The organism is Novosphingobium sp. TK46, from assembly GCF_055361525.1.
Genome location: NZ_CM143963.1, coordinates 1,404,678 through 1,430,666 on the forward strand (window position 1 = coordinate 1,404,678; position 25,989 = coordinate 1,430,666).

Genomic DNA, 25,989 nt, shown 5'->3' on the forward strand with positions numbered 1-25,989 from the left:
AGATGGGCCTCAGCCGGCGTACGCATGACGCGGGCCGGCACGATAAAGCTGCGGTCCGCCCGTCATCAGGTCGAGCCGGCGGCTCACATTGGCGGCCACGAGGTTGCGAATCTGTCGGTTTACCTCGTTGAGGCGGCGCGCCGCTTCGAGCATGGCGCGGCATTCGTCGTCCAGGATGATCCCGGCGGCGCCGTCCAGCGCATCGCAAAGTCGCCCCTTGTCGTTCGCCGCACCCATCACGCCATCGACGTCCAGCCCGGCAAGCGCCTGCCGCTCTGCCTCGAGCACGGCAAGCATCTGCCGCAGTGAGTCGCGCAGGGTTGCCGCGTTGGTGATCGTGGCCGGGACCGGCGCGGGGAAACGGGGAATGGTCACGCTTTACTGCTCCTGAGGAACATGCCGGCGGCGATCATGGCATCGGCGATACGCGCCGGCACCAGCGGATAGGAGCCGCTTTCGACCGCTTTACGGATCTGCGCCACGCGATCGATGTCGACCGGTTCCTTGCCCGGATCGAGCGCTTCGCTGGTGGCGATGGCTGGCTTGGCGTCGACTTGCGTGCTTTGCGGCACGGTCGCCTGCGCGGGGCTTGCGTTGACGGTGGCACTGTCGGTCGCCGTTTCCGCACTGATTCTGCGGGTCAATTCGGGACTTACCGCGCCGATCGCGCGGGCTGCACCCACTTCGATTGGAGGCATTTCGCCGCTCCTGTGTGACTTCTTACAGGAAAGAACGGTAGCGGCGAAAAGCGATTAAGGGGCGAAGCGGCAAATCGTTGCCGGTCTGCCCGGCAAAATCATGTCGGCCGCGTCTCAGTCGAGCGGCAGCGCGACCAGGCCGGGGCGCACGACTTGCGCGCGCATGGCCTCGGCATTGGGCTTGGCGTTGATCGGTCGCACCCGGATCCAGCTGCCGACCGCGCCGGACTCCATCGCCTCGCCCGGCTGCGCCACGCTGAAGCCATCGCCGTTGACCGCGATCGAGATGCCGTCGCCGCGATTGATCGCGGGCGCACCGGCCATGCCCTGTCCGGCCCCTTGCATGTCGCGCTTGACCGGCACGAACAGCCGCCAGCTGCCGGGATCGCCGCACTGGACGACGACGCTTTCATGGTTCTGGGTGCGCCAGGCGAGCGCCAGCGGCGATCCGCACGGTGCCAGGCGCAGGCGCCGGTCCACCGGCGTCATCGCGCCGCCGCTCTGCCCGATCTGGGCCCCGGTGAAGCCGGCGACCTCGCGGTCGATCGTCTCGAGATCGGCATAACCGCCCGCGGCAGCCGCCGCGGCGAAGATGGCAAGAGTGAAGCTCATGAACGGTCCTTGGACTTGATAGCGTCCGCTTCCCTACGCAAGTCATGTGCCAGCCGCGCCTCGGGCGCATCGTAGCCGATCTCCACTCTCACGCTCGCCGGGCCCGGCTCGACGACGACACGCGCATCCCCCGCCTGCAAGGCCAGGGCTTGGGCCTGCGCCATCGCCTGCGCCATGGCGCCGGGCGCATACGTCGCGGTGATGGTGACTTGCTGGCGGCTGTCGCGCGGTTGCTGCGCCAGCCACTCGCGCAGCGGCGGCGCCCCCTCGCCGGCGATCCATACGGCCACCGGCTCGCCACGGGCAGTGGGCTGAAGGGGCGCCGGTTTCGACGTGACCGCGCTAGCCGGCGGTGGGCTGACTGGCGGTGGGCTGGTCCGCGAGCCTTGATGCGCCACGGCGCTAGCCGTCAGCATGAACAGGATCATCGACAGGTCAGCGATGATCGTCTGCCAGCCGGTGCCGACGCGAACGCTCATCAGGCACGCGCCTTTTCGGATGTCGCCTTGCCTTCGTGCAATCGCGGCACCGCTGGCGCGATCTGCGTCTCGAGCCAGTCGACCACCGTCTGACGCTCATACTCCTCGGCATCGGCGATGCGTTCGATCAGCCGGGCCAGCGGAGCGAACAGCACGTTGCCCAGCAGCAGGCCATACAGCGTGGTGATCACCGCCATGCCGATCGCGCCGGTGAAATCGCCGCTCGCGGCGCCACCGGGCGGCAACTGGCTGAGTGATATCAGCGTACCGGCCAGACCGAACACCGGAGCCATCTCGGCGGCCTGGGCGAACACGTCGATCGCGCGACGGCTGCGATCCTGTCGCTTTTGGCGGTGGGCGCGATGGGCGTCGCGCAAGGCGGTCAGCGAATGAGTCTCGGCCAGGCTGTCGCAGGCATCGTCGAACTCGGCGTCGCCGAAGTGGTGCGGCTGCGCGCGCAGCAGTCCGTCGCGACGGATCGCCTGCACGTGCGTGGCCAGTTCGCTGCGGGCACGCTCGGCATTGAAGCGGTTGCGCCCCAGCGCCAACACGACGCCCAGCGCGACCCGGCAATCGCTCGGCCCGCAGCGCAGGAACGTGGCCAGCAACGTGCCTCCCACGACGATGGCGGCGGACACGGGATCGATCAGGGCTTGGGGATGCATGACGCGAGACACTCCTTCGCAACACAAGAACGGCGCCCGCTTCAAGACTTTTTGGCGGCAACGTGCATTTGCCGGTTGGCGGCAAGAGCTTGCCGGTGCCGGCCAACGTGGCGTGCGATCCACCGTGCGGTGACCCGTGTGGCCTATGGGGTGAAATCACCAGCGGCGTGGCCGGCCAGACGCCCTTGCACAGCGTGGTCGAGAGCAGTTGGCACGGTGCTTGCTGATATGGCTCGCGAATGTCGTGACACCCACGACCATGCAAGCCAGGAAGGGAACCCAAGCGATGAGCCAGAGCCTGTTCGGCATCCACGCCGCCGCTCTCGAACTGCGTTCGCAGCGGATGGGCATGATCGCCTCCAACATCGCGAACGCCGCGACGCCGGGGTACAAGGCCAAGGACATCGACTTTCACGCCGCGCTCGCCAAGAGCCAGAGCGGGAACGGTGATACCGATGCCGCCGCCAAGGGCGCGGTGCTCTATCGCACGCCGGTGATGCCATCGATGGATGGCAACACGGTCGAGATGCAAAGCGAGCAGCTTGCGTTTTCCGAAAACGCGGTGGGCTATTCCGCCACGCTCGAATTCATCCGCGGCCGCGTCGACACGCTGACGCGCGCGATGCGGGGCGAATAAGCGATGAGCGGCCCCACCTCCCTGTTCGATGTCGCCCAGCGCGGCATGTCGGCGCAGCTCGTACGTATGAACGCCGCCGCGTCCAATCTCGCCAACGCGGGTACCATCACCGGCAGCGAAGAGGCGGCCTATCGCCCGATCCGCGCCGTCTTCGCCGAAGACTTCGACCGCGCCACCGGCATGGCTTCGGTCAAGGTGCAGGGCGTGGTGCGCGAAAATGGCGCCGCGATCCGCCAGCACGACCCGAACCATCCGCTCGCCGACAAGAACGGCGACGTGTGGAGCGCGCCGGTCGATGAAAACGCCGAGATGGTCGAGATGCTCGAAAGCTCGCGCCAGTATCAGAACATGGTGGAGGCCCTCTCCACCGCCAAGCAACTCATGCTCGAAACGATGAGGTTGAAATGACCGTAAGCTCCGTATTCTCGAACTATGCGGCCAAGACGACCGCCGCCACCGACACGACGACCGCCAAGACCGGCCTCGGCTCGCTGGGCGCGAACGACTTCCTCAAGCTCATGACCGAGCAGATGAAGCAGCAGGATCCCACCGATCCGGTCGATCAGAAGCAGATGCTGTCGCAGATGGCGCAATTCTCCTCGCTCGCCAGCACGTCCGAGATGGGCAGCACCATGAAGGCGATCGCCAGCAAGCTCGACGTCCTGATTTCCAAGACCGCCACGATTACCCCCGGCACCACCACACCGACCGCCTCGTAAGGAGCCAGCCTCATGTCCTATTACACCTCGATCAGCGGGCTGAAGAACGCCCAGACCGACCTCAACGTCATCAGCCACAATATCGCCAACGCCGAGACCAACGGCTTCAAGAAGTCGCGCGTCGACTTCGCCGACATCGTCGCCAGCTCGTCGTTCACCAACCCCAAGCAAGTCCAGGGCATCGGCTCGGCGGTGGACTCGATCACGCAGACGTTCTCGGTCGGCCCGGTCGAGCAGACCGGTTCGGCATTGGACGTCGCGATCACCGGCAACGGCTTCTTCGAAGTCAAGTCACCCACCGGCGACACCATGTTCACGCGCAACGGCAGCTTCTCGATCGACGAGAACGGCATCGTCAACGATGGCTCGGGCAACAAGCTGCAGGCTTTCGCTCCCGGCACCGCCCCTCCGGGCACGCCGAGCGACGTGGTGGTCCCCGCGACCAACGCGGCCGGCGCCGCCTTCGTCGGTGTCACCATCTCGAGCCGCGGCGCGGTCACCGCATCCTACGCCGATAGCTCGACCCTGCCGATGGGCACGGTCTCGCTCGCCAGCTTCATCGCACCCGATGGCCTCAAGCAGGTCGGCAGCTCCAACTGGAAGGCCACCGGCCTGTCCGGCGCCCCTCAGCGCGGCGTTCCCGACACCGGTGACTTCGGCGCCCTGCTGTCGGGCTCGATCGAGCATTCGAACGTCGATATCGCCGAGGAGCTGGTCAACCTGATCACGGCGCAGCGCTATTTCCAGGCGAACGCCAAGGCGATCGACACCGCGACGCAGATCTCGCAGACCATCATCGGCCTGCGTTCGTAAGGGCTGACCGATGGACCGGCTCGTCTACACCGCCGTCTCCGGCATGAACGCTTCGATGATGCGCGAGCGCATGATCGCAAGCAACATGGCGAACGCACAGACCATCGGCTTCAAGGCCGAGGTCATGCGGGCAGAGACCGTCACGCTCGACGGTCCGCAGCTCGACGTGCGGGCGATGAACCGGTCCGAGGTCAAGGGCGCCAACATGAAGGAAGGCGCGATCATCGCCACCGGGCGCCCGCTCGACGTGGCGATGACCGGCGACACGATGCTGGCGGTGCAAGGCGCCGATGGCCAGGAGGCCTATACCCGGCGCGGCGACCTCTCGATCTCGACCACCGGCGTGGTCGAAAACGGCGAGGGGCTGCCGGTGCTGGGCGAGACCGGGCCGCTGATGGTGCCGCCCGGCGCCACCGTCAGCATCTCGCAGGATGGCTCGGTGATGGTGCGCGATCCCTCGACGCCCGAGCAGGAGCCGCAGAAGATCGACCGGCTAAAGCTGGTCAGCACCGCCGGCTCGAACCTGGAAAAGGATCTGACAGGCGTGTTCCGCGTCCCCGGCGGCGGCGTGCTGCCGGTCGACGACAACGCGCATGTCGTCCCTGAATCGGTCGAACAATCGAACGTCAATTCCTCCGAAGTCCTGGTCGACATGATCGAATCGCAGCGCCTGTTCGATCTGCGCACCAAGCTCGTCTCGACCGCCAAGGAGCTGGACGAAGGCTCGTCCAAGCTCATGCGCCTCGATTAATCCAAGGAAGCTGTAAGCCATGCCAACCTCCGCCCTGCACGTCGCCCGCACCGGCCTGGAAGCCCAGGACCAGCGCATGCGCGTCATCGCCAACAACCTGGCGAACGTCTCGACCACCGGTTTCAAGCGCGACCGCGCCAACTTCGCGACGCTGGCCTACCAGAACGCGCGCGTGGCCGGCGCACAGTCTTCCAGCGAGACCGCCTATGCCAACGGGTTGAACCTGGGCACCGGCGTCGCGATGCAGTCGACCACCCGGATCGAGACGCAAGGGACCCTGGAAACCACCGACCGCTCCTATGACATGGCGCTGGACGGTGACGGGTATTTCCAGGTCCAGCTGCCGGGCGGACAGCTTGGCTATACTCGGGCCGGCAACTTCTCGCTGACCAGCGAAGGCCAGGTGGTGACGACGCAAGGCTATCCGCTGCAGCCGCCGATCAACGTGCCGACCGGCTCGACCTCGGTGACGATCAGCCAGGACGGCACCGTTTCGGCGCAGGTCGCAGGCCAGAACGAAGCGCAGGAAATCGGCCAGATCACCGTCGCCACGTTTACCAACCCGGCGGCGCTGCAGCCCGCTTCGGACAACTTCATGATGGAGACCAGCGCCTCGGGCCCCGCCCAGATCGGCGTCGCCGGAGAGGAAGGCCGCGGCCACATCCGCCAGGGCATGCTCGAAGGCTCGAACGTCAACATCGTCGAGGAGATGGTCGACATGATCGAGACGCAGCGCGCCTACGAGATCAATTCCAAGATGATCTCGTCGGTCGACGAAATGCTGCGCAACGCGAACCAGACCCTGTGATCACCATGCCCGCCCAGCTTCGTGGAATGTTGCGCATGGCCGGCGCGGTTGCCGCCGCCGCCGCGATCAGCGCCGCGCTGCCCGACCCCGCCGCCGCCAAGAAGGCGCCCAAGCCTTCGGGCTACGAGCCGACGCTTCCCTATGAGGCGCCGCTGCCGATCGCCAACGGTTCGATCTTCCAGGCCAACCTTGGCTATGCCGGGTTGTACGAAGGCAACCGTGCACGCCGGGTCGGCGATCCGCTGACGATCCGGCTGGTCGAAACGACCACGGCCGCCAAGGCGGTGAATTCCAAAAGCAACAAGGGCGGCGGCGCCTCGATCACGCCGCCGACGTCGGGGCCGCTGTCGTTTCTTAACCCTAACGCCCTTAATGCCTCGTCCACTTCGTCGTTCAATGGACAGGGCAGTGCGGCCCAAACGAGCAGCCTGAGTTCCACGCTGGCCGTCACCATCGTCGAAGTCCGTCCGAACGGCACAGCGCTAGTCAGGGGTGAAAAGCAGATGGTTGTCAGCCAAGGCGACGAATGGGTCCGATTCTCGGGCATCGTGCGTCTGGTCGACATCGATGCCGACAACATCGTCCTGTCCACACGCATCGCCGACGTCCACGCGCAGTATTCGGGCAAGGGCGCGCTCCAGCAGGCCAGCAAGCAAGGCTGGCTTGGCCGCTTCTTCAACGTGATCTCCCCCTTCTGATGCGCAAGCTGCTCCAAGCCTTCACCGCCGCCCTGTGTGCGCTGCTGATCGTCACCCCGTTCGCGGTCGGCACGGCTCATGCCGAGCGGGTGCGCGATCTCGGCCAGTTCCAGGGCGTGCGCTCCAACCAGCTGACCGGCTACGGCGTCGTCGTCGGCCTGCCCGGCACCGGCGACGACAACCTCGCCTATGTCACGCAGGCGATGAAGGGCGTGTCGGGCCGCATGGGCTTCACCCTGCCGCCGGGCGTGCAGCCGGGCCTCAAGAACGCGGCGGCAGTGATGATCACAGCCGACCTGCCCGCCTTCGCCAAGCCCGGCCAGCGCATCGACGTAACCGTCTCCACCATCGGCAAGGCCAAGTCCCTGCGCGGTGGCGCGCTCATCATGACGCCGCTGTATGGCGCGGACGGCCAGATCTACGCGATGGCGCAGGGCAACCTGGCGGTCGGCGGTCTCGACGTCGGCGGCCGTGACGGCTCGAACGTCACCATCAACATCCCCACCGTCGGCCGCATCGCCGATGGCGGCAGCGTCGAACGCGCGGTCGCCACCGGGTTCGACAACGGCGCGGACCTGAGTTGGAACCTGTTCACCGCCGACTTCCTGACCGCGAGCCGCGTGCGCGACGCGATCAATTCCAAGCTGCCCGGCACCGCCACGATCACCGACGGCGTCTCGCTGTCGCTGCGCCTGCCACCGGCCGCCGACACCCGCGCCAGCCTTATGGCAGCGATCGAGATGATCAACGTCGATCCGGCCGAGACGCCCGCCCGCGTGATCGTCAACAGCCGCACCGGCACCGTCGTGATCAACAGCGCGGTGCGCGTGTCGCCCGCCGCAATCAGCCACGGCAAGCTGGTGGTCCGCATCGACGAGAAGCCCACCGTGGTCCAGCCCGCGCCGTTCAGCCGTGGCCGCACCGCCGTGGAGCAAAGCTCGAAGATCACGGTCGAGGAAGAGAACCGCAAGGTGATGATGTTCCAGCCCGGCGCGTCGCTGAGCAAGATCGTCGACGCGCTCAACATGCTGGGCGTCACCCCGTCCGACCTGGTGGCGATCCTTGAAGCGTTGAAGCAGGCCGGCGCGCTCAAAGCGGAGATGGTGGTGATATGACGAGCGTTACCACCACGAACCTTGCCACCACCAAACTGGGCCTCGCCGCCAAGACCGACCGCGAGAAGCTGTCGGCCACGGCCAAGCAGTTCGAGGCGATCTTCGTGCGCCAGATGCTGGCCGCGGCGCGCAAGACAGATTTCGGCGGCAACGACCTCACCGGTGGCAGCGCGCTCGATACCTTCCGCGAGATGCAGGACAACAACTTCGCCGACATCGCCTCGCAAACCGGCGCGCTGGGTTTCGCCGCCAAGATCGAGGCACAGATCGCTCGTTTCCTGCCGTCGGAGCAAGCCGCCCCGACGACGCCTGCCACCAAGTCCGGAGGGACCGAATAAGCCATGTCCTCCGATATGCTCGCCATCGCCCGCAGCGGCACGCGCGCGGCACGCGCCGCGCTCGACGTCACCGCGCAGAACATCGCCAATGCCTCGACCGAGGGCTACGTCCGCCGCTCGACCGAGCTGAGCGAGGTTGCGGCGTCGGGCTCGATTGGCGGCGTCGGCAGCACCACGCTGGCGGGCGTGCGGGTCAGCGGGATCGTGCGCAATGCCGACATTTTCCGCCAGATCGAGGCCCGCCGCACCGGCGCCGACGCGGCCCGCGCCTCGACCGAGGTGCAGGGGCTGGAAAACATCGAAGCGGCGGTCGAGCAGAGCGGCGTCTACAAGGCGTCGGTCGCGTTTGAGGGATCGCTGCAGCGACTGGTCTCGGATCCCACCGACGGCTCGCTGCGGGCATCGGTGATCGAAAGCGGCCGCACGCTGGCCAGCACGCTGAACGTCACCGCCGGCAGCCTCGATGCCGCGGGCAAGGGCATGCGCTTCGAGGCGCAGGACGGCGTCGACCAGGTAAACCTGCTGACCGGCGAACTCGCCCGCGTCAATGCGCGCCTGGGTCGCACCACCGATGGCTCGGCCGCGCAGTCGACGCTGCTCGACCAGCGTGATTCGTTGCTGCAGAAGATGAGCGGCCAGCTCGACATCACCACCACCTACGCCGCCGACAAGACCGTGGAAGTGCGCATCGGCGGCGCCACCGGCCCGGTGCTGCTGAGCGGCCAGACCCCCGCGACCCTGACGATGACGACCGCCGCCAATGGCACGATCGGGTTCACGCTGGACGGTGCAGCGGTCACCCCCGCCGCCGGCGCATTGGCGGGCAAGAGCCAGGCGCTGGTGCAGCTGGCCGACACCCGCGGCAAGATCGACACGATCGCCACCAACATCATCAACGCGGTAAACGGTGCGCAAGGCTCGGGCGTCGACCTGCAGGGAACCCCCGGCGAGGCGCTGTTTTCGGGCACCAATGCCGCCGATATCGCGATGGCGACCAACGATGGCGGCAAGATCGCCACCGCGCCGGCCGGCGCCGCAGCCAAGAGTCGCGATCCCGGCAACCTCACCACCTTGCGCAACGCGCTTGGCGCCGCAAATCCTTCGGGCGGTCTCGATGCCGTGCTGTTCGATGTATCGAGCGCCGTCGCCGGACGGACCGTCACGCGCGACGCGCTCGCCTCGATCGCGGACAGCGCCAGCATCGCGCTGTCGGAGCAATCCGGCGTCGATCTCGACCAGGAGGCGGTCAACCTGATCCGCTTCCAGCAGGCGTTCTCGGCATCGGGCCGGGTGATCCAGGTCGCCAACGATCTGTTCGACACACTCCTGAACATCCGGTGAGGCGATCATGACCACCATCCTGAGCAACAGCACCGCCGCCTTCTACAACCGCGCGCGCAGCGACATGACGTCCCTGCGCACGCAGGCCGAGAAGCTGCAGGACCAGATCGGCTCGCAGAGCCGGCTGACCAAGTCGTCCGACGATCCGGTCGCCGCCTCGCGGCTGCGCAACCTGGCGCGGGCGGACTCACTGTCGAAGATCGACACCGCCAACGCCGATCGCGCCACCGCCGACCTCAACCTGGCCGATTCGACGATGTCGGACATCACCAATGCCATCGCCCAGGCCAAGGTGCTGGCGACGCAAGCCGCGTCGGGGACGCTGACCAAGGAACAGCGCGCTGCCATCGGCACGCAGATGGAAGCGATCCACGGTACCATCGTCGGTCTCGTCAACACCCGCGATTCCAACGGCAACGCGCTGTTCGGGGGCGAGAACGCATCCACCGCCTATACGCTGGATGCCAATGGCAACGCGGTCTATACCGGCACCGCGCGAACCAGCGAGCTGCCCCTCGGCGATGGCCAGACGGTCACCCGCTCGATGACCGGGCCCGAGTTCCTGAACTTCAACGTCAATGGCCAGCCGACCGACCTGATGGCGACGATCAAGTCGCTGGCCGATGCGCTGCAGGGCGGCGTGGCCGATCCCGCGAGTGCCGCGCGCGGCGCGCTCGATGCGCTGACCACCGGATTGGACACGGTATCGACCGGGCAGACCGTGGTGGGCACGCGGCTCGCCTGGATCGAGCTGACCACCGATCGTCGCGCCAACATGGAGGACACGCGGGCCAGCGAGGAATCCTCCATCGGCGGTATCGATATCGCGAATTCGTACGCCAAGCTGCAGGAACTGGCGACCGTACTGCAGGCGAGCCAGGCCAGCTTCACCAAGATGTCGCAGCTCAGCCTGTTCAATCAGCTGAACTGATCGGCTGCATCGCGATCGCGGCGATCGACTTTCGCCGCACAAAGTCTCGCCGCACTTTGGCACGCCGTACTTTGGCACGCCGTACTTTGGTACTCTGGGGTTTTTGAACGATGTTTGCTGCAATCGGAGTAGTCATCCTGCTGGTGATGGTGTTCGGCGGTTTCGCCCTCACCGGCGGTGCGCTCGGCCCTGTCATGCACGCGATCCCGCACGAGATGCTGATCATCGGCGGCGCGGCGCTGGGCGCGATCGTGACCGGCAACTCGATGCACGAACTGAAGGGCCTTGGCGGTTCGTTCGCCAAGATCTTCAAGGGCCCCAAGCACAACAAGCAGGATCATGTCGATGCCATCGTGTTGACGAGCCGGCTGATGAAGCTGCTGCGTTCCGAAGGCCCGGTGGCGCTGGAATCGCATGTCACGGATCCGGCATCCTCGGCAATCTTCGCCGAATTTCCCCGGCTGCTGTCCAACAAGCCGCTCATCGCGCTGATCTGCGACACGCTGACGCTGATCGTCGTCTCGTCCGGCACGCTGGAAACCCATGCGGTCGAGGAAGTGATGGACAACGGCATGAAGACCATCTTCCACGAGATGCACGAGCCACAGCACGCGCTGCAGACTTTGGCCGACGCGTTGCCTGCGCTGGGTATCGTCGCCGCCGTGCTCGGCGTGGTGAAGACGATGGGCTCGATCGACAAGCCACCCTCGATCTTGGGCGGAATGATCGGTTCGGCGCTGGTTGGCACCTTCATGGGCGTGTTGCTGGCGTATGGCATCGTCGCGCCGATGGCCGGCCGCCTCAAGCAGATCATCGAGCAGGACGAGATGATCTTTCACGCGGTGAAGCAGGTCGTGATCGCCAGCCTCCATGGCTATCCGCAGCCGCTGGTGGTGGAAAGCGCGCGGTCGGGCCTGGGCCATGCCTTCCGCCCCGGGCTGTCCGAACTGCTCGACGCGATGCGGGCGCGCTGACATGGCCTCGGCCGCTGCCAAGTCCGGCAAGAACGAACTGCCGGCTCCGATCATCGTCAAGAAGGTGACGATCGTCGCGGGCGGGCATCACGGCGGCGCCTGGAAGGTCGCCTATGCCGATTTCGTCACCGCGATGATGGCGTTCTTCCTGCTGCTGTGGATCCTGGGCGCCACGACCGAAAAGCAGCGCCAGGGCATTGCCGACTACTTCACGCCCACCCTGGTCAAGACCAAGGAAGGCAGCGCCGGTTCGGCCAACGGCCTGCTCGGCGGCGACTCCCTGACCGCGCCCGACAAGTATCCCCATCGCGCCGGGCAGACCGGCACCAAGACATTGACCATCCCGCGCGACGCGACCGGCGGCCCCAAAGAGGGCGGCTCCAAGATCAAGCGCACCGCGCGCGCCAAGGCGGCGCTGGAACAGAAGCTCAAGTCCACCGATGCCCTGCGCAAGCTGGCTCGTCAGGTGCGCATGGTCGATACCACCGAAGGCGTGCGGATCGATCTGGTCGACGATGCCAACTTCTCGATGTTCCGGGTCGGCACCACGATCCTGACCCCGCAGGCGAGCGAGCTGCTGGTCGCGATCGCGCAGGCGGTCGGCGACGATGCCGGCGCGCTGACGATCCGCGGCCACACCGATGCCCTGCCCTGGCGCGACGGCGTACCCGGCAACAACTGGTCGCTTTCGGCCGGGCGCGCCGAGGCGACGCGGCAGGCGCTGCTGCGCGACGGGATCGTCGAAAAACGCTTCAACCGTATCGAAGGCGTCGCCGATCGCGAACTGCTGATCCCCGCCGATCCCTCGGATCCGCGCAACCGCCGCATCTCGATCCTGCTGCTCGACTAGGCGCGCGGCGGGGCAGGCGCCACCCCGCTCGCGGCGCCGGCCTGGTGCGACAACAACGCACGCCGGGCCGAGGCGGTAAGCGCGGCCTCCACGTCGCCGGCGGGATGCCGTGCCCGGCCTGCGCCACCTCGTCCAGGGTCCAGGTGCCATCCGCCGCCATCAGCAGCTGGCGCAGCTCAGGCGGCTCGATCTTGAGCAATCCATGGTCGAGCGTGCTGACCATGATGCCGAGCCTGTCGAATATGGCACCCGGTCCAATGCCAGCAAGCCTGGCGACAACCGCCGGATGGCAAGACCTTGCGCGAGAGACAGCGCGCCAAGCTTCGTGGCGCCAAATGGCACGATGAGCAAACCGGGTTGGTCGGACATTCCGGAAAATCAGATGCAGACGTTCAAGTCCTATCCCGAAGCCGTTGATTTGCCCGAAGCCATCAAGATTTACCGCGTAATCGATTCCGGCAGCAATCCCAACGGCATGTTTTGGACTACGGATAACCGGGCAGCGATGACCGAAGCGCAATGGCGCGCGGGTGCGGCCGTGCGCGGGGAGTGGAACGGCGATGGTGAGAATATCTCGCGTCCGGCTCGATGCTGGACGAAGCCAGTGGCATCCTGAGCATAACGTACTGCATAGACGGCGAGCCCGAGGGCGCGCGGCTCGTGATCTATTGAGAGCTCGGTTTGCGGCGCAGGCGCACAACCGCGGTCGCGCGAGCCTGCGCGACCGATAATGCCGCGCGCGGGTCTATCTGCGCGCCGAAGATCCGGTACGCCAGCCGTCCGACGATCATCAGCATCGCAAGATCAAGCGCAACCATCGCGGCGGCCGCGCCGCTGGCGCCGAACCGGGCGGCCAGCGCGTAGCCGATCGGCAAAGACAGCACCGCGAGTGCGACATACCAGGTCGTATAGCCCGCCTGCCGGTTGCTCGCGAGGATGAGGTTCGACAGCGGATACCAGATGCCTCCCAGCAGCACGGTGAACCCGAAGACAACCGCGAGCGACTGGGGAACCACGATCGCGCCGTGGGTCCACAAGCCGATCATCGTGGTGCCCAGTCCCATGAACATCAGCGCATAGGGCACGACCAGCACCGCCGAGATCAGCAGCGTCGCACCGATCATCGCCGCCATGCGCATACCGTCGCGCCGGGCCAGCGCGGCGGAGAACTCGGGCATCAGTGGCGTGCTCACCACCCAGCACAGCTGCATGCCCACGCGCGACAGCGTGCGCGCCGCCGCGAACGCCGGGACCGCGGCGCGCCCGGCTGCCGCGCCCACGACCAGCGCCATCCCTTGCAGCACCAGCGCCTGTGCGATCGGCAGCAGCATCACCGCGCCCGCCGGCGCCAGCAGCGCTCGTGCTTCGGCCCAACTGCCTTGTGCCAGGCCGATCGGCAGCCACGGCACGCGGCGCCGCAGCAGCCAGTTCTGTCCGGCGAGGCCGAGCAACCGACCCGCCAGCCAGGCCGTCGCCGCCGCGACGATCCCGCCGCCCAGCAGCACGGTACCCACCAGCGCCCCGTTCTCGATCAACAGCACCATCGCGTTCCAGAAGGCGCCGACCGGGAACAGTTGCGCCGCCCGAAACCCTGCGAAGAAGATGCTGCCTTGCACCGCGATCACGCCATAAAGCGCGAGGATCGCCAGCGTCATCCGCAGGTCCGCCACGGGCGCAGCGGGCGCGGCGCCGAACACGCTGTCGGGCGTCAGCCATGCTGCCGCCAGAGCAAGTGCGATCATCACCGCGCTGCTGAGCAGGATCGCACGCCAGGCGCTTTGGAAGATACGGATCGCCTCGTCGCGCTTACCCTGTGCGGCAGCCATCGTCATGCGGGTGCCGGCCGCGGTGGCGAAACCGAAGTCGCTCATGCTCAGGAACTGGGGCAAGGTCGCCAGGAGCAGCCATTGACCATAGAGCGGCAGCCCCCAGCGGCTCGCCAGGATCGGCACCAGCGCGAGCTGGGTTCCGGCAACGACCAGCTTGTCGAACGCGGTCATGCCGATCCCCGCCGCGATCCTGCGGATCATCGCAGGCGCCTTGCCCGAGCGACGCTCCGGCCAGCGCGTTCATCGGTCAGCAGACCTGCCACGGGTGCCGGCCTTGCCGAGCGGGCGCGTATCGCCCGGCGCCCGAACACGATCGCGCCGGTCAGCAGCGCGGCACAGCCGATGAACGAGGCGTCGAACCGCCACATCGCGATGGCGGCGAATGCCCCCATCATCTGCACCACGCGCGCTTCGGGTGCGATCAGGCGGTAGATGCCGTGCCACAGCAGCACGAACGCACTCAGCCCCAGCGGCCAGAACCAGCCGAAGTTGGCATAGCTTTCGCCGTACAGCGTGGAGTTGAGCGCCAGCGACGGCAGTTGCGCGATGCCTTCTCCCAGCGCGAGGCCGAAGTTCTGCGGACGATCGGGCCACAAGGATCCCGGCAGCAACAGGGTGACGGGGCGCGCGAACATCGCGAACGACAGGAACGGCCGCGCGGTCGTGCCATAATTCTCGACGATCCAGTTCAGCACCACGATGTTCGAGGATTCGAAGACACCGTTCAGCGACGCGTCGAGCGTCCCGGCATCGAAGCGCTGCGCGCGCCGGGCGATTTCCCAGGCCTGCACGAACGATGCGAACGAATAGCCCTGCGCCGTCGCCAGCCCCCTGAATGCCGGCCACAGCATGCTGAAAGCCGAGATATTCCACAGGCTGGCCGCCCCCGCCATCACCATGCGCCAGGGATATCGTTTCAGCAGCAGCAAGACCATGATCAGCAGGTACACCCCGGTGATGCGGTTGAACGTGGTCAGCAGGTCGATGACGACGAAGGCGACGCCCATCCCGATCGCGCGCGCCATGGTGATGCGCCCGGTCGCCGCGCAATACAGCAGCACCGCGAAAACGGCGTTGCGCAGGACATTGGCGGCATATTTGATCGGCAGGAACAGCGGATTTTCGAACGCGCCATCGAGATTGGCCTGCCAGTGCCCGCCCTGCGCGAGACCGCTGAGCAGGAACGACAGCGACGCGGTCATCACGAACAGCAGCATCACGGTCGAAACCAGTGCGGAATCGCTGGTGTCGTGGGCACCGCGCGGAATCCGGGGACACACGATGCGCAGGAACGGGAACAGGTACATGCCGGAGACGAGCATGCTCGTGGTCGCAAGATCGGCGTAGGGTTCGTACGTCAGCGAAACGTCCGGCATCTGCGTGCGCCCCTCGATCAGGAAGACGAACAACGGCACGATGATGTAGTAAGCCTGGCCGATCAGGATGCCGTCCAGAAAGTCGAGCCGGATCAGATCCATCCGCATGAACATCGCCACGTTGATGGCGACGCCGACGATGAAGAAATACCAGACGAAGAGGGCGATCACAGTTTGTCCGCCCCTTGGCGATCGACCGATCGCACGTCCGGCGGTCCCAGCCGCCGCCGCTTCACCGCCATGGCCGGATTGCCGGCGTGGACCACGCCCGCCTCCAGATCGCGCATCGCCACGCCCCGCGCACCCAGCACCGCGTAGGCGCCGACGGCAACGCCGGGACCGACGAACGCCTCGGCCGCTACCCAACAATGCGCGCCAAGCGTGATCGGTCGCGTGCGCAGCTGAAAGTCGCGATCCTCGTAGTCGTGCGTGCCCGCGCACAGGCTCGCGTCCTGAGACACCACGGCGTAATCGCCCAGCGTGATCGTCGCCTGGTTGTAGCAGTTCACCCGCGGGCCCAGCGTGGCGTGATCGCCCATGACGAGGAGCGCCGGATGCCAGATGCGCACGCTGGCATAGACGTTGGCGCCCTTCCCCATCGTCGCCCCGAACGCGCGCAGGATCAGCCGCCGCCAGCCGCGCAACGGTGGCGGCGTCCAGGCCGCAAGCACGGTCCAGCACACCACGAACAGCGCGCGCACCAGCCGCGAACGCAGCGTGAAGCTGGCGCCGCCGTCACGCGGCGCAGCCCGGCGAGCATCGAGGATCGGCGAGGCGGCGGGCTTCACAGCTTCAGCCCGGTGGCATCGCGCAAGGCGGCAAGACGCGCCTCGCGGGTATCGCAGCCGCGCATCGCCCGTTCCAGTTCCACCACCCGGACGTCGACGAGGAAGCGGTACCAGAAGCCTTGCATGACATGATAGATCAGGCCGGCGCGTCCATCCAGGAAACCGCGCTGCAGAATGTAGCGGTACAGGAAATAGGCCAGCGGCCCGACGCCGAACGGCAGGCGGTTGTAGATCCGCTCCTTGGCAAGGCGCTTGGTCCGCGCCTGTCGGCCACTCCCTTCGTCGGTCAGGTCGGCTTGCGTGAACAGGCCGTGCCTGCGGGCCAGCACATCGATCGCCTCGCGCGTGGCATAGCTGTTGTGCTTGGTGACGAAGAAGGCGATGTCGCGCTCGCACTCGTCGGCGAATTCGCCGGGCAGCGCGATACTGCGCCCCTCGCGCAGGCGAACGTGTTCGTCCATCCAGCGGTCTTCGACCTCGCCCAGCCCGTTGCGCCACAACCGCAAAAGCTGCAGCGGATAACGACCGCCGTGGCGGATCCAGCGGCCCATGAAGACGTGGCGGCGGTTGAGCATCACCCCGGTCACGTCGCGCGGCAATCGTGGCAGCGTGTCGCGCAAGGTTGCGGCCAGATCGTCGCCGATCCGCTCGTCGGCGTCGAGGCGCAGCACCCATTCGGTAGCGATGCCACATTCGTCGAGCGCGAAGCGGAACTGCCGCGCGTAATTGACCCAGGCGTTCTGCACCACCCGCGCGCCCAGGCTGCGCGCGATCTCGACGGTGGCATCGCGCGAGAACGAGTCGACGACCAGCACTTCGTGCGAAAAGGCGCGGGCGCTGGCGATGGCGCGGGCGATGTGGATCTCCTCGTCGAAGGTGAGGATGACCGTGGTCACGCCGGCCACGAACCCCGGTCGGACCGAGGAGGAGGGCGCCGCGACGATCCGCGCCTTGTCGTGCGCCAGCACCGCCGTCATGCCGCCTGCTCGCACGATGCGCCTCGGACCGCCGCATCGTGCAGGGCGAGGTGCTCGGCCGCGAACCGGTCGCGCACCACCCGCGCCGGGGTGCCCGCGACGATGGTATAGGGCGCGACGTCGCGCACCACGGTTGCCGCCGAACCGACCACCGCGCCGGCGCCGATGGTCACGCCTTCGCGTATGGTCACCCGTTCGCCGATCCAGGCATCCGCGCCGAAGATCGTCACCTGGCGCGGCTCGTCGGGCCAGCCGAGACGGGTCGGGGTGCCGGCGCGATCGATCAGGTGGTCGGCGCCGACGATCCGACAGCCCGCCGCGATCATGCACAAATCGCCGACGACGACCGGCCCATGACTGGCGAAGCCGGGGCCGAGATAGGCGAAACGCCCGATCCGGCTACCCGCGCCGACGATCAGCCCGCGCCCCCACTGAAATCCCTCGCCCAGTTCGGCCAGGCGCCACCGGCGGCGCAGAAGCGGCAGCAGCAGGGCGCGGACCATGGCCTTGCCGCGCCCTTCGACTTCGCGGCGGCAGCGTGCGATCATCGCCTCGCTGGCGCGATCGGGTGCGGGAAGCGACGCCAGGAGCGTACGATCAGCCATGACCTGCCACCTCCAGCACGGCCTGCTCGATGATCTCGGCCTGCGCGTGCGGCGTCCATTTGCGCCGGATCGCTTCCCGCGCGACGGCACGCACTTGCGCGCGCGCCGGTGCGGTCTCGAGCCAATGCGCGATCGTGGCGGCAAGGTCCGCCGCATCGTCGCAGCGAAAGAACGCGCCGGTCCGACCCGGCTCGATCGCCTCGACCTCCGGCATCTGCGCGTCGAAGTCGCCGTGCGTGATGGCGGGCGTGCCGTACATCAGGCTGTGCATCGCGGTGAGGCCGATCTTGCCGGGCGAAACCGTCAGGTCGGCATGGTAGATCATCGGGCCGACGATCGCCTCGTCATGGCACGCGCCATGAAAAAGCGCAGCGACGCCAAGTTGCGCCGCCTGTCGTTCGAGCGTCCCGCGTTCTGGGCCATCCCCCACCAGCAGCACGTTGACCGGCACTCCGCGCCTGGCCAGCAGCGCCGCCGCCGCCAGCAGCAGGTCGAAGCGGCACTTCGCGGTGAGCCGGGCGGTGCAGATCAACAAGGGCCGCGCGGGATCGGCGAACAGCGTCTGCGGCCTTGCCAGGGATGCCGAGGCGCTCTCGATCCCGGCAATCACCGCGTCCGCGCGCGCGACGTCGAGACTGTTATAGACTACCGTTATCCGCTCAGCCGCATATCCGGCGGCGACGCCCAGCCGCTTGCCCCGCTCGGCATAGACGAGAAAGCGGTGCGCGAGGCCGAAATAGGCCCGGCGCACCGCGCGCTTCGCTTCGCTTTCGGGACGCAGCCAGCCATGTCCCCAGAACAGCACCGGCACGCGCCGGACCCGCGCGATCGCGGCGGCCACCCACGTCGAGGCGAAGTTGGGATCGGCCAGCAGGATAATCGCCTGATAGCGGCCATCGCGCGCCGCCCGCACCGCGCCGGGCTGCCACAGCAGCTTGCCCCAGCGGCGGAACGGCGCGCGCACGAAGCGCGTGACTGCGCCGACATCGGCATGGAGCACGCCTTCCAGCGCATCGCCGCTACCGAAGAAGTCATAGGCGATGGCGCCGCTGCGATCCATCGCCTGCATGACGGCTTGGCGGTAGTGCGGCCAGGCGTGATAGACCACCGCGACGCGCATGCGTGCGCCGGGGCCGCGTTCGTCCTCATGCCCGGCCGCCGTGTTCATTTCAGGATCGCTTCCAGCGCCGCCAGGGCGCTGCGGGCATAGCGTTCGCCAAGATAGGCAGCGCCATGGTTGCTAGGGTGGATCCAGTCCGCGTTCATCACGAAGCGGGCGTTGCCTTCGGTCTGGCGCACCATCGCAGAGGCGCCGGCGGTGACCGCGCCGGTCCAGCTGACCGCAGTACCGTTCTGCGTCAGGCTGGCGAGCCGGATGGAACCGTCCGAGAACAGGATCGTGTAAGCGCTCGCCGACGTCCCCGCCGGCCAGGGCGCGGCGAGCGTGGCGGTGGTCGCGCCCGCGATCGGACCGGTGAAGCGCAGTTCCGAACCCAACCCGGTGACCCATTTGCCGGTGGGATCGCCATCCACCGGCACGAACCGGCACAGCGGATCGGCGAAGGCGGCAACGGCGGCGGCCACGCTCGTCTCGGCCAGCGCCACTTGCGCCGCCGTCCGGTTCGGCGCGGCGATGCAACCGAACACGATGATCGGTACCGTCGGATACTGCGCACGCGCCGCTTTCAGGCCCGCCAGCGCGTTGGCCTGCACCGTCGCGCCGTTCTGCCCGGCATAGGCATCGTTGACCGAGGCATGCAGGAAGATCAGCTCTGGTGGGTGGTAGCCAAGTGCCAGGTCGCCGTTGCCGATGCGCTGATCGAAGCGATAGACCCCGGTCGCGGTCTGGTTCCAGCCGGTGCCGCCCGAACCGCTCGCCTGTAGTGCGAGGCCCATGCGATCGGCCATCTGCACCGCGACTCCATCCGCGCCAAGATCGGGGCCGGAGCCGAACACGTAGCTGTCGCCCAGAAACACCGCGTGCGGCGCCTCGCTGGCATCGATCGGCCACAACGCCGCACCATCCTCGACGAAGCCACCGGCCAATCGCCCACTGCGCATCGCCTCGACCGTGATGCGGCGGACCGCGCGCGTGCCGAGGTCGAGCGTCAGGTACTGGTCGATGTTGCCGGTCGTCGTCGCCAGCACGGTCCCCGCCAGCGAGACGTATCGGCCGTCGACGATGAAGCGATACGGCACCGTCGTCGGGCCGAGGCGCGCGGTGAAGTAGCGGCTGTCCGCCATCACCTCCCAGCGGGCGTACGTGTTGACGTCGGTCGGGACCGCATCGAGCACCGCCGCCGTGATCCGCCCACCGCTGCCATAACGCCCGCCGACCACATGCCACACGCCACGGCTGACGGCGTTGCAGCCATAGGGATTGGCGGCGGTGATCGTGGGACTGTTCGGACCGTTGTCGGTGATGGTCGGCGGGGCCGGATGCACGCCGGAAATTCGTGGATTGGCCAGCGCGGCTTTGGCGGCGGCGCGGCGCACGCGATCGAGCAGGCGCTGGTTGGCAAGGTCGCGCGGGCTGGCGGATGGGAGCATGACGGCAAGCATCGAACGTCCTTCCTCAGACCAGCGCGTGAAACGAAGCGGCGGCAGTGGTGCCGCTCGCCAGGATCTGCGTCGCCGCAAACGGCAGGATCGTCAGCCCGGGGGCGACCGGCACGGTGATCGCACTGGCATCGGCGAAGCGAAACGCGACCGCACCGGCGCCTTGCGCGATCACCGCGATGGCGCGCGGCGGCGGGATCACGGCGTCCAGCGCGATCGGCGCGGCGCCCCGGTACGACGGCTCGCTGATCGGCAGCGGCGTGTCGATCGAGACGAGCGCGGCGCCTTCGGGCGCGGCGAAGGCGATGGCGGTCTGCGGCACATAGGCGGCAGGGGCGGTGATCTGGATGGTCATCGGCGGCTCCTGATCGCGGGAATCACCCGCAGCGTTGGGAGCCGGAAAACTATGCGCAAGTCAGGCGTGTAGGAAAGAACAAATTGCGAACAGGCTGGCATGATCAGGCGGCCAGCTCGCTCAGCTGCCGCTCGAAACGATGCAGGATTTGTCCGCGGCTCCAGCGCTCCTGGGCGCGTCGCGCGGCGTTCGCGCCCATCGCGGCGCACAGCGCGGGTTCGTCGAGCAGGCGGGTGATGGCGCGCGCGAACGAGGCTGCGTCACCCGGCTCGACAACGAGGCCGCAGCCCTCGACTTCACGCGCGATGCCGGTGTCCGCCAGCGCGGTGGTCACGACCGGACGCCCCGAGGCCAGCATGTTCGTTAGCTTGGACGGCAACAGCAGGTCGGCGGCGCCGGCGATCTGCGGCAGCAGATGCACACTGGCGAGCGCGAGCAGTTCGCCCAGTCGCTCGGCAGGCTGCAGCGGCCGGAACTGGATGTTGTCGAGCCCGGCGGCGAGATCGGCAAGGCGACCGCGATGGGGGCCATCGCCACATATCACGAACGTGAGGTCGTGGCGGTGCTGCAATTGGCGCGCCGCCTCGACGATCAGTTCGATCCCCTGCTTGTTGCCGATCGCGCCGGAATACACCGCGACATGCGGCCGATCGATGCCCCAGTCCTGCCGATAACCCGATCCGCCAGCCGAGGGCACGATGCCATCCAGCGTCGCCCAGTTGCGAAACTCGACGATCTTCGCCGCCGCCACGCCACGCCGCGCCAGCCTTGCACACATCTGCGGCGAAATCGTGCTCACCCGGTCGGCCTTGAGCGACCACTGCTCGAACCGGCGCGCGGCGCGCGACAGCAGGCCCCCATCGCGCAGCAGCCCGGTGGCGAAGGCGGCATCAACCTCGAAATCCTGCACATGCAGCCACAATTTCGCGCCCAGCAAACGGGCGACCGCGCGCGCGATCGCGGCGGACAGCAACGACGGCGCGATCGCGATCACCACGTCGGGCCGCTGCCGCCGCGCCTCGGCCAGCAATGCCGGAAAGGCGCGCAAGGCGAAGCTTGCGTGATGCGCCAACCGGCGCGCCCCGCTGGGTTCGCGCGGGACGTAGATCGGCAAGCGGATCACCCGCGCACCGCCTTCGACGCCACGGCGGGCGCGCGGTCCGCGAAAAGCGGGCTCGACATGCCAGTAGGGGTAATAGGGCTTGGCGCAAACCACCGACACGCGATGCCCGGCGCCGACCAGCGCCTCGGCCATGCCGGTGGTGTACGGCCCGATGCCGACCGGCTCGGGCGCGTAGTTCAAGCCCAGGATCAGGACGTTCACGCCGCTTGCGCCTGAACGTCCAGCGTCCGCAGGAATGCCTGGTACGCCGAGGCAATCCCTTCACGCAGGCCGATCCGCGGCTGCCAGCCAAGTGCCGCGAGCCGCGCCCCCGACATCAGCTTGCGCGGCGTACCGTCCGGCTTGTCGAGGTCATGCCAGATCTCGCCGTTATAGCCGATAACGTCGCAAACCAGACGCGCGAGATCGGCGATCGCGATGTCCGCGCCCGACCCGACATTGACGTGCATCTCGTCCGAATGACGCTGCATCAGGAAAACGCAGGCGTCTGCCAGATCGTCCACATGCAGAAACTCGCGACGCGGCTTGCCCGTGCCCCAGATGGTGATGCCATTTGCCCCAGTGACCATCGCCTCATGCGCTTTGCGCATCATTGCGGGAAGGACGTGGCTTGATGTCAGATCGAAGTTGTCGCCAGGGCCGTAGAGGTTGGTGGGCATCGCGGAGATGAAATCGCAACCATGCTGGCGGCGATAAGCCTGGCATAACTTGACGCCGGCGATCTTGGCGATCGCGTACCATTCGTTGGTGGCTTCGAGCGGGCCCGACAGCAGCGCCTCTTCGACGATCGGCTGTGCGGCGAGGCGAGGATAGATGCAGCTCGACCCCAGAAACAACAGCTTGCTGACGCCGCTGCGGTGCGCCGCATCGATGACGTTGGTGGCGATCGAGAGATTATCGGCCAGGAAATCCGCAGGGTAGCTGTCGTTCGCCAGTATGCCGCCGACCTTCGCAGCGGCAAGGAACACCACCTCGGGACGATGATCGGCAAACCACGATCGCACCGCGCCTTGTTCCCGAAGATCGAGACGGGCCCGGTCTGCGGTGATGATCGTACAGTCCTCGCCAGCGAGGCGCCGGACGATCGCCGAGCCCACCATGCCGCGATGACCGGCAACGAACACGCGCTTGCCAGCAAGCGTAAAAATCGCTTCATTCATTGCGCAGTCTTCCTTTTCAGGCACCTTTGCCGATCGGCGCATGGCGCATGAGGGCAAGGTCGGCGGTCACCATTTCGCGCACCAGTTCTCGCACCGGAGTCTCATGGCTCCAGCCCAGACGCTGCTTTGCCTTGCTGGGATCGCCGATCAGCAAATCGACTTCGGTGGGGCGGAAATAGCGTGGGTCGACTTCGACAAGGCACTTGCCCGTGCGGCGGCAATACCCCTTCTCGTCGGCATCGCGCCCATCCCACTCCAGGCTGATGTCGACATCTTCGAACGCCCACTCGACGAACTTGCGCACTTGGGTCGTTTCGCCTGTGGCCAGCACGAAATCGTCCGGTTCGTCCTGCTGCAGGATCATCCACATGCCGCGTACGTAATCGCGGGCATGCCCCCAATCACGCTTGGCATCGAGGTTGCCGAGATACAGTCGGTCCTGCCGCCCCAGCTTGATCGCCGCCACGCCCCGCGTGATCTTGCGCGTCACGAAGGTCTCGCCACGAAGCGGGCTTTCGTGATTGAACAGAATGCCGTTCGACGCATGCAGCCCGTAAGCCTCTCGGTAGTTGACGACCATCCAGAACCCGTAGAGTTTGGCGACCCCATAAGGAGAGCGGGGATAGAACGGTGTCGTTTCGCGCTGCGGCACTTCCTGCACCAGCCCATACATTTCCGAAGTCGATGCCTGGTAGAACCGCGTGCTCTGCTCCAACTTCAGGATACGGATGGCTTCCAGGAGTCGCAGCGTGCCGATGCCGTCAGCATTTGCGGTATACTCGGGCGTCTCGAAGCTGACCTGCACATGACTTTGCGCGGCCAGATTGTAGATCTCGGTCGGCTGCACCTGCTGGACGATGCGGATCAGGTTCGACGAGTCGGTCAGATCGCCATGGTGGAGATGAAACCGCGCACCTTCGGTGTGTGGGTCCTGGTACATCGTTTCGATGCGCCCGGTATTGAACGAACTTGCACGTCGCTTGATGCCATGAACTTCATAGCCTTTCTCAAGCAGAAACTCCGACAGATAGGCGCCGTCCTGACCAGTAACGCCAGTAATCAATGCAACATTCCTGGTCATGTTCGCTCCTGGTAAGGTGGACAAGTCGATGCGATCCAGGAAGCAAGCTTACTTCTGGAGCCAAAACTACGCACAGGACAAGACAAAACGGCTCGGCGAAATACCGATACCGAAAGGCTTGTCACGTATATAAGATGATGATGATGATTACTGCGCCCAAGGCGTTTAGATCACAGCCCAGGGTTACCCGCAATTTAAGATTTGGTTATTCTTGTTACAGCGTTGTAACTTAAGCTCGGCGTCCACCGAGCGTAGCAGCCTTAAGGCACTATCGGGCAAGCCTGGTCGGAGCGGCGGCCCGAACAGGCTTGCAGAAGCGATGGCGCCCTGATCAGGTGCCGCAGCAGACCTTGGGCTCGGATCTAGCAGCCAAAGGTATAGCCGAAGCCATCGCCCTCTACCTTGACCGCGATGTCCTTGACTTCCTCTCCGCTCATCGTTGCCGCTGTCCTCTGGACACTTCGCGCACGATCCCGATAGAGACGATTTCGGCGCGAATTCTCGGCGTCTGCACATGGCTTCAAGCATTGGTGCCCACACCCAAAGACCGCGTATGGCGATGGGATAGTAACGCTTCATGACGAACGCGGCGGCGCCGAGCGCGCGATGGCCAAGCGCGTCCGGCAAGGACGCGAGGCATGAAAATGGGCCCGGCGGTCTGGGGAAACCCGCCGGGCCCGAACCTGCCCGAAGGCAGGGGTAGCGTATTGAAGCTTAGCGCAGCAGCGACAGGACGTTCTGCTGGCTCTGGTTGGCCTGCGAGATCATCGCGGTCGATGCCTGCGACAGGATCTGCGCCTTGGCGAGAGCGGTCGTTTCCGTCGAGTAGTCGGTGTCTTCGATGCGCGAGCGTGCATCCGACAGGTTGGTGACGTTGGTGGTCAGGTTGTTGACGACCGATTCGAGGCGGCTCTGGCCGGCACCCAGCTTCGCACGCGCGCTCGAGATCGCGTCCAGCTCGGTATCGAGCACGCCCTTGGCCGGGGCCGTACCGGTCAGCAGCGCGGTCGCGGTGGCTGCGGTCGAGATGTCGTACGATGCGGCACCGCCGCCGCTGGCTTGCATGGTCGTGAGATCGGCCATCTCGAGGTCGACCTGATCGCTGCCGTTCGAACCGGTCTGGATGGTCACGGTCGTGGTGGTGCCGTCGAACAGCTTCACGCCGTTGAATTCGGTGTTGCTGATGATCTGGCCCATCTGGGCGGTGAGCTGATCGACTTCGGTCTGCATGTTGTCGCGGTCGGCGTCGGCGTAAGTACCCGAAGCGGACTGCACGGCCAGTTCACGGACGCGCTGCAGCATGTTCGTGACTTCGCCCAGCGAACCTTCAGCGGTCTGCGCCAGCGAGATACCATCGTTCGAGTTGCGAACCGCCTGGTTCATGCCGCGGATCTGCGAGGTCATCGAGGTTGCGATGGCGAGGCCGGCGGCGTCGTCCTTGGCGCTGTTGATGCGCTTGCCGGTCGACAGGCGCTCCATGGCGGTGCCGAGGGCCTTGTTGGCGTTCAGCGATGCGTTGGACGCTTTCATGGCGGAGATGTTGGTGTTGATGGCGGACATTAGATGTACTCCCGTGAGGACCCGAAACCGTCAGCCTGCCAGCCCATCCGGCGCAGCTGCTGACCACCAGAACGGAAGGCGAGCCCGAACTTTTAAGCGGAAAATCGCAGGTTTTTTCCGTTCGGCGGGAACTACATCCCAAAATAC

At 66.5% G+C, this 25,989-nt stretch carries 31 protein-coding genes; 14 read left to right on the plus strand and 17 right to left on the minus strand.

The features are described from left to right. Positions 1 to 9: 9 nt before the first annotated feature. From ACXJ1Z_RS06665 to ACXJ1Z_RS06685, 5 genes are all read right to left on the minus strand, one after another. On the minus strand, positions 10 to 375 hold the full coding sequence (locus ACXJ1Z_RS06665; RefSeq protein ID WP_463780487.1) for a flagellar protein FlgN: 366 nt from the start codon (positions 373 to 375) through the stop codon (positions 10 to 12). Continuing rightward, on the minus strand, positions 372 to 698 hold the full coding sequence (locus ACXJ1Z_RS06670) for a flagellar biosynthesis anti-sigma factor FlgM (RefSeq protein WP_463780488.1): 327 nt from the start codon (positions 696 to 698) through the stop codon (positions 372 to 374). Before ACXJ1Z_RS06670 ends, ACXJ1Z_RS06665 begins: the two co-directional genes overlap by 4 nt. A 114-nt stretch (positions 699 to 812) precedes the next feature. After that, on the minus strand, positions 813 to 1,310 hold the full coding sequence (locus ACXJ1Z_RS06675; RefSeq protein ID WP_463780490.1) for a flagella basal body P-ring formation protein FlgA: 498 nt from the start codon (positions 1,308 to 1,310) through the stop codon (positions 813 to 815). Then, on the minus strand, positions 1,307 to 1,789 hold the full coding sequence (locus tag ACXJ1Z_RS06680; protein WP_463780492.1) for a hypothetical protein: 483 nt from the start codon (positions 1,787 to 1,789) through the stop codon (positions 1,307 to 1,309). Before ACXJ1Z_RS06680 ends, ACXJ1Z_RS06675 begins: the two co-directional genes overlap by 4 nt. Then, a complete protein-coding gene (locus ACXJ1Z_RS06685) occupies positions 1,789 to 2,454 on the minus strand; it encodes a MotA/TolQ/ExbB proton channel family protein (protein WP_463780493.1) in 666 nt (221 codons plus the stop codon). Before ACXJ1Z_RS06685 ends, ACXJ1Z_RS06680 begins: the two co-directional genes overlap by 1 nt. A 286-nt stretch (positions 2,455 to 2,740) precedes the next feature. Between ACXJ1Z_RS06685 and flgB the strand changes: the two genes are divergently transcribed. From flgB to ACXJ1Z_RS06755, 14 genes are all read left to right on the plus strand, one after another. Further along, complete coding sequence (flgB, locus tag ACXJ1Z_RS06690) at positions 2,741 to 3,091, plus strand: flagellar basal body rod protein FlgB (protein ID WP_463780495.1); 351 nt, start codon at positions 2,741 to 2,743, stop codon at positions 3,089 to 3,091. Between the two features lie 3 nt (positions 3,092 to 3,094). After that, positions 3,095 to 3,499: a flagellar basal body rod protein FlgC gene (flgC, locus tag ACXJ1Z_RS06695; protein ID WP_463780497.1), complete on the plus strand. Its 405-nt coding sequence runs from the start codon at positions 3,095 to 3,097 to the stop codon at positions 3,497 to 3,499. Then, entirely contained in the window at positions 3,496 to 3,810 is a 315-nt protein-coding gene (locus tag ACXJ1Z_RS06700) for a flagellar hook capping FlgD N-terminal domain-containing protein (protein ID WP_463780498.1), read from the plus strand. The genes flgC and ACXJ1Z_RS06700 overlap by 4 nt, the downstream gene beginning before the upstream one ends. Positions 3,811 to 3,822: 12 nt before the next feature. Next, complete coding sequence (locus ACXJ1Z_RS06705) at positions 3,823 to 4,623, plus strand: flagellar hook-basal body protein (protein WP_463780499.1); 801 nt, start codon at positions 3,823 to 3,825, stop codon at positions 4,621 to 4,623. A 10-nt stretch (positions 4,624 to 4,633) separates the two neighbouring features. Next, positions 4,634 to 5,374 carry a flagellar basal body rod protein FlgF gene (locus ACXJ1Z_RS06710; protein WP_463780501.1) on the plus strand — a complete coding sequence of 247 codons (741 nt, stop codon included), beginning with the start codon at positions 4,634 to 4,636 and terminating at the stop codon, positions 5,372 to 5,374. Between the two features lie 19 nt (positions 5,375 to 5,393). Next, a complete protein-coding gene (gene flgG / locus ACXJ1Z_RS06715) occupies positions 5,394 to 6,182 on the plus strand; it encodes a flagellar basal-body rod protein FlgG (protein WP_463780502.1) in 789 nt (262 codons plus the stop codon). A gap of 5 nt (positions 6,183 to 6,187) precedes the next feature. Further along, the gene (locus ACXJ1Z_RS06720; protein ID WP_463781186.1) at positions 6,188 to 6,880 is read left to right on the plus strand and encodes a flagellar basal body L-ring protein FlgH; all 693 of its coding nucleotides are present in this window, start codon (positions 6,188 to 6,190) and stop codon (positions 6,878 to 6,880) included. Further along, the gene (locus tag ACXJ1Z_RS06725; protein ID WP_463780503.1) at positions 6,880 to 7,995 is read left to right on the plus strand and encodes a flagellar basal body P-ring protein FlgI; all 1,116 of its coding nucleotides are present in this window, start codon (positions 6,880 to 6,882) and stop codon (positions 7,993 to 7,995) included. Before ACXJ1Z_RS06720 ends, ACXJ1Z_RS06725 begins: the two co-directional genes overlap by 1 nt. Beyond that, positions 7,992 to 8,333, plus strand: coding sequence for a rod-binding protein (locus ACXJ1Z_RS06730; protein WP_463780505.1), 342 nt, complete (start codon positions 7,992 to 7,994; stop codon positions 8,331 to 8,333). Before ACXJ1Z_RS06725 ends, ACXJ1Z_RS06730 begins: the two co-directional genes overlap by 4 nt. 3 nt (positions 8,334 to 8,336) lie before the next feature. Beyond that, positions 8,337 to 9,674 carry a flagellar hook-associated protein FlgK gene (gene flgK, locus ACXJ1Z_RS06735; protein ID WP_463780506.1) on the plus strand — a complete coding sequence of 446 codons (1,338 nt, stop codon included), beginning with the start codon at positions 8,337 to 8,339 and terminating at the stop codon, positions 9,672 to 9,674. 7 nt (positions 9,675 to 9,681) lie between these two features. After that, complete coding sequence (locus tag ACXJ1Z_RS06740; protein WP_463780508.1) at positions 9,682 to 10,605, plus strand: flagellin N-terminal helical domain-containing protein; 924 nt, start codon at positions 9,682 to 9,684, stop codon at positions 10,603 to 10,605. A 110-nt stretch (positions 10,606 to 10,715) separates the two neighbouring features. Then, positions 10,716 to 11,579, plus strand: coding sequence for a flagellar motor stator protein MotA (gene motA / locus ACXJ1Z_RS06745; RefSeq protein WP_463780509.1), 864 nt, complete (start codon positions 10,716 to 10,718; stop codon positions 11,577 to 11,579). Position 11,580: 1 nt separating this feature from the next. Next, positions 11,581 to 12,429, plus strand: a complete 849-nt coding sequence (locus ACXJ1Z_RS06750; RefSeq protein ID WP_463780511.1) for a flagellar motor protein MotB — start codon at positions 11,581 to 11,583, stop codon at positions 12,427 to 12,429. 109 nt (positions 12,430 to 12,538) lie between these two features. After that, positions 12,539 to 13,045, plus strand: coding sequence for a hypothetical protein (locus tag ACXJ1Z_RS06755; RefSeq protein WP_463780512.1), 507 nt, complete (start codon positions 12,539 to 12,541; stop codon positions 13,043 to 13,045). Positions 13,046 to 13,094: 49 nt separating this feature from the next. Here ACXJ1Z_RS06755 and ACXJ1Z_RS06760 read toward each other — a convergent pair whose 3' ends face one another. From ACXJ1Z_RS06760 to ACXJ1Z_RS06815, 12 genes are all read right to left on the minus strand, one after another. After that, on the minus strand, positions 13,095 to 14,459 hold the full coding sequence (locus tag ACXJ1Z_RS06760) for a lipopolysaccharide biosynthesis protein (RefSeq protein WP_463780514.1): 1,365 nt from the start codon (positions 14,457 to 14,459) through the stop codon (positions 13,095 to 13,097). Then, positions 14,456 to 15,805, minus strand: a complete 1,350-nt coding sequence (locus ACXJ1Z_RS06765; protein WP_463780515.1) for a hypothetical protein — start codon at positions 15,803 to 15,805, stop codon at positions 14,456 to 14,458. The genes ACXJ1Z_RS06760 and ACXJ1Z_RS06765 overlap by 4 nt, the downstream gene beginning before the upstream one ends. Next, positions 15,802 to 16,422, minus strand: a complete 621-nt coding sequence (locus ACXJ1Z_RS06770) for an LbetaH domain-containing protein (RefSeq protein ID WP_463780517.1) — start codon at positions 16,420 to 16,422, stop codon at positions 15,802 to 15,804. Before ACXJ1Z_RS06770 ends, ACXJ1Z_RS06765 begins: the two co-directional genes overlap by 4 nt. Further along, positions 16,419 to 17,399 carry a glycosyltransferase family 2 protein gene (locus tag ACXJ1Z_RS06775; RefSeq protein WP_463780518.1) on the minus strand — a complete coding sequence of 327 codons (981 nt, stop codon included), beginning with the start codon at positions 17,397 to 17,399 and terminating at the stop codon, positions 16,419 to 16,421. The genes ACXJ1Z_RS06770 and ACXJ1Z_RS06775 overlap by 4 nt, the downstream gene beginning before the upstream one ends. Then, on the minus strand, positions 17,396 to 18,004 hold the full coding sequence (locus ACXJ1Z_RS06780) for an LbetaH domain-containing protein (protein ID WP_463780520.1): 609 nt from the start codon (positions 18,002 to 18,004) through the stop codon (positions 17,396 to 17,398). The genes ACXJ1Z_RS06775 and ACXJ1Z_RS06780 overlap by 4 nt, the downstream gene beginning before the upstream one ends. Continuing rightward, positions 17,997 to 19,172 (minus strand): glycosyltransferase, encoded by a 1,176-nt coding sequence (locus ACXJ1Z_RS06785; protein WP_463780522.1) that lies wholly within the window; start codon positions 19,170 to 19,172, stop codon positions 17,997 to 17,999. The genes ACXJ1Z_RS06780 and ACXJ1Z_RS06785 overlap by 8 nt, the downstream gene beginning before the upstream one ends. Beyond that, on the minus strand, positions 19,169 to 20,566 hold the full coding sequence (locus tag ACXJ1Z_RS06790) for an SGNH/GDSL hydrolase family protein (protein WP_463780524.1): 1,398 nt from the start codon (positions 20,564 to 20,566) through the stop codon (positions 19,169 to 19,171). Before ACXJ1Z_RS06790 ends, ACXJ1Z_RS06785 begins: the two co-directional genes overlap by 4 nt. Positions 20,567 to 20,579: 13 nt before the next feature. Then, positions 20,580 to 20,918, minus strand: a complete 339-nt coding sequence (locus ACXJ1Z_RS06795; protein WP_463780526.1) for a spike base protein, RCAP_Rcc01079 family — start codon at positions 20,916 to 20,918, stop codon at positions 20,580 to 20,582. A 103-nt stretch (positions 20,919 to 21,021) separates the two neighbouring features. Further along, complete coding sequence (locus ACXJ1Z_RS06800; RefSeq protein ID WP_463780528.1) at positions 21,022 to 22,242, minus strand: WcaI family glycosyltransferase; 1,221 nt, start codon at positions 22,240 to 22,242, stop codon at positions 21,022 to 21,024. Next, positions 22,239 to 23,201 (minus strand): GDP-L-fucose synthase, encoded by a 963-nt coding sequence (gene fcl / locus ACXJ1Z_RS06805; protein ID WP_463780529.1) that lies wholly within the window; start codon positions 23,199 to 23,201, stop codon positions 22,239 to 22,241. The genes ACXJ1Z_RS06800 and fcl overlap by 4 nt, the downstream gene beginning before the upstream one ends. A gap of 16 nt (positions 23,202 to 23,217) precedes the next feature. Continuing rightward, a complete protein-coding gene (gmd, locus tag ACXJ1Z_RS06810; protein ID WP_463780530.1) occupies positions 23,218 to 24,282 on the minus strand; it encodes a GDP-mannose 4,6-dehydratase in 1,065 nt (354 codons plus the stop codon). Between the two features lie 714 nt (positions 24,283 to 24,996). After that, on the minus strand, positions 24,997 to 25,842 hold the full coding sequence (locus tag ACXJ1Z_RS06815; protein WP_463780531.1) for a flagellin N-terminal helical domain-containing protein: 846 nt from the start codon (positions 25,840 to 25,842) through the stop codon (positions 24,997 to 24,999). Between the last annotated feature and the right edge of the window lie 147 nt (positions 25,843 to 25,989).

Coding starts and splice junctions, on each gene's coding strand:
- ACXJ1Z_RS06670 (WP_463780488.1), bottom strand. CDS start 698: ATGCCTCCAATCGAAGTGGGTGCAGCCCGCGCGATCGGCGCGGTAAGT.
- ACXJ1Z_RS06675 (WP_463780490.1), bottom strand. CDS start 1,310: ATGAGCTTCACTCTTGCCATCTTCGCCGCGGCGGCTGCCGCGGGCGGT.
- ACXJ1Z_RS06680 (WP_463780492.1), bottom strand. CDS start 1,789: ATGAGCGTTCGCGTCGGCACCGGCTGGCAGACGATCATCGCTGACCTG.
- ACXJ1Z_RS06685 (WP_463780493.1), bottom strand. CDS start 2,454: ATGCATCCCCAAGCCCTGATCGATCCCGTGTCCGCCGCCATCGTCGTG.
- flgB (WP_463780495.1), top strand. CDS start 2,741: ATGAGCCAGAGCCTGTTCGGCATCCACGCCGCCGCTCTCGAACTGCGT.
- flgC (WP_463780497.1), top strand. CDS start 3,095: ATGAGCGGCCCCACCTCCCTGTTCGATGTCGCCCAGCGCGGCATGTCG.
- ACXJ1Z_RS06700 (WP_463780498.1), top strand. CDS start 3,496: ATGACCGTAAGCTCCGTATTCTCGAACTATGCGGCCAAGACGACCGCC.
- ACXJ1Z_RS06705 (WP_463780499.1), top strand. CDS start 3,823: ATGTCCTATTACACCTCGATCAGCGGGCTGAAGAACGCCCAGACCGAC.
- ACXJ1Z_RS06710 (WP_463780501.1), top strand. CDS start 4,634: ATGGACCGGCTCGTCTACACCGCCGTCTCCGGCATGAACGCTTCGATG.
- flgG (WP_463780502.1), top strand. CDS start 5,394: ATGCCAACCTCCGCCCTGCACGTCGCCCGCACCGGCCTGGAAGCCCAG.
- ACXJ1Z_RS06720 (WP_463781186.1), top strand. CDS start 6,188: ATGCCCGCCCAGCTTCGTGGAATGTTGCGCATGGCCGGCGCGGTTGCC.
- ACXJ1Z_RS06725 (WP_463780503.1), top strand. CDS start 6,880: ATGCGCAAGCTGCTCCAAGCCTTCACCGCCGCCCTGTGTGCGCTGCTG.
- ACXJ1Z_RS06730 (WP_463780505.1), top strand. CDS start 7,992: ATGACGAGCGTTACCACCACGAACCTTGCCACCACCAAACTGGGCCTC.
- flgK (WP_463780506.1), top strand. CDS start 8,337: ATGTCCTCCGATATGCTCGCCATCGCCCGCAGCGGCACGCGCGCGGCA.
- ACXJ1Z_RS06740 (WP_463780508.1), top strand. CDS start 9,682: ATGACCACCATCCTGAGCAACAGCACCGCCGCCTTCTACAACCGCGCG.
- motA (WP_463780509.1), top strand. CDS start 10,716: ATGTTTGCTGCAATCGGAGTAGTCATCCTGCTGGTGATGGTGTTCGGC.
- ACXJ1Z_RS06750 (WP_463780511.1), top strand. CDS start 11,581: ATGGCCTCGGCCGCTGCCAAGTCCGGCAAGAACGAACTGCCGGCTCCG.
- ACXJ1Z_RS06760 (WP_463780514.1), bottom strand. CDS start 14,459: ATGATCCGCAGGATCGCGGCGGGGATCGGCATGACCGCGTTCGACAAG.
- ACXJ1Z_RS06775 (WP_463780518.1), bottom strand. CDS start 17,399: ATGACGGCGGTGCTGGCGCACGACAAGGCGCGGATCGTCGCGGCGCCC.
- ACXJ1Z_RS06780 (WP_463780520.1), bottom strand. CDS start 18,004: ATGGCTGATCGTACGCTCCTGGCGTCGCTTCCCGCACCCGATCGCGCC.
- ACXJ1Z_RS06785 (WP_463780522.1), bottom strand. CDS start 19,172: ATGAACACGGCGGCCGGGCATGAGGACGAACGCGGCCCCGGCGCACGC.
- ACXJ1Z_RS06790 (WP_463780524.1), bottom strand. CDS start 20,566: ATGCTTGCCGTCATGCTCCCATCCGCCAGCCCGCGCGACCTTGCCAAC.
- ACXJ1Z_RS06795 (WP_463780526.1), bottom strand. CDS start 20,918: ATGACCATCCAGATCACCGCCCCTGCCGCCTATGTGCCGCAGACCGCC.
- fcl (WP_463780529.1), bottom strand. CDS start 23,201: ATGAATGAAGCGATTTTTACGCTTGCTGGCAAGCGCGTGTTCGTTGCC.
- gmd (WP_463780530.1), bottom strand. CDS start 24,282: ATGACCAGGAATGTTGCATTGATTACTGGCGTTACTGGTCAGGACGGC.
- ACXJ1Z_RS06815 (WP_463780531.1), bottom strand. CDS start 25,842: ATGTCCGCCATCAACACCAACATCTCCGCCATGAAAGCGTCCAACGCA.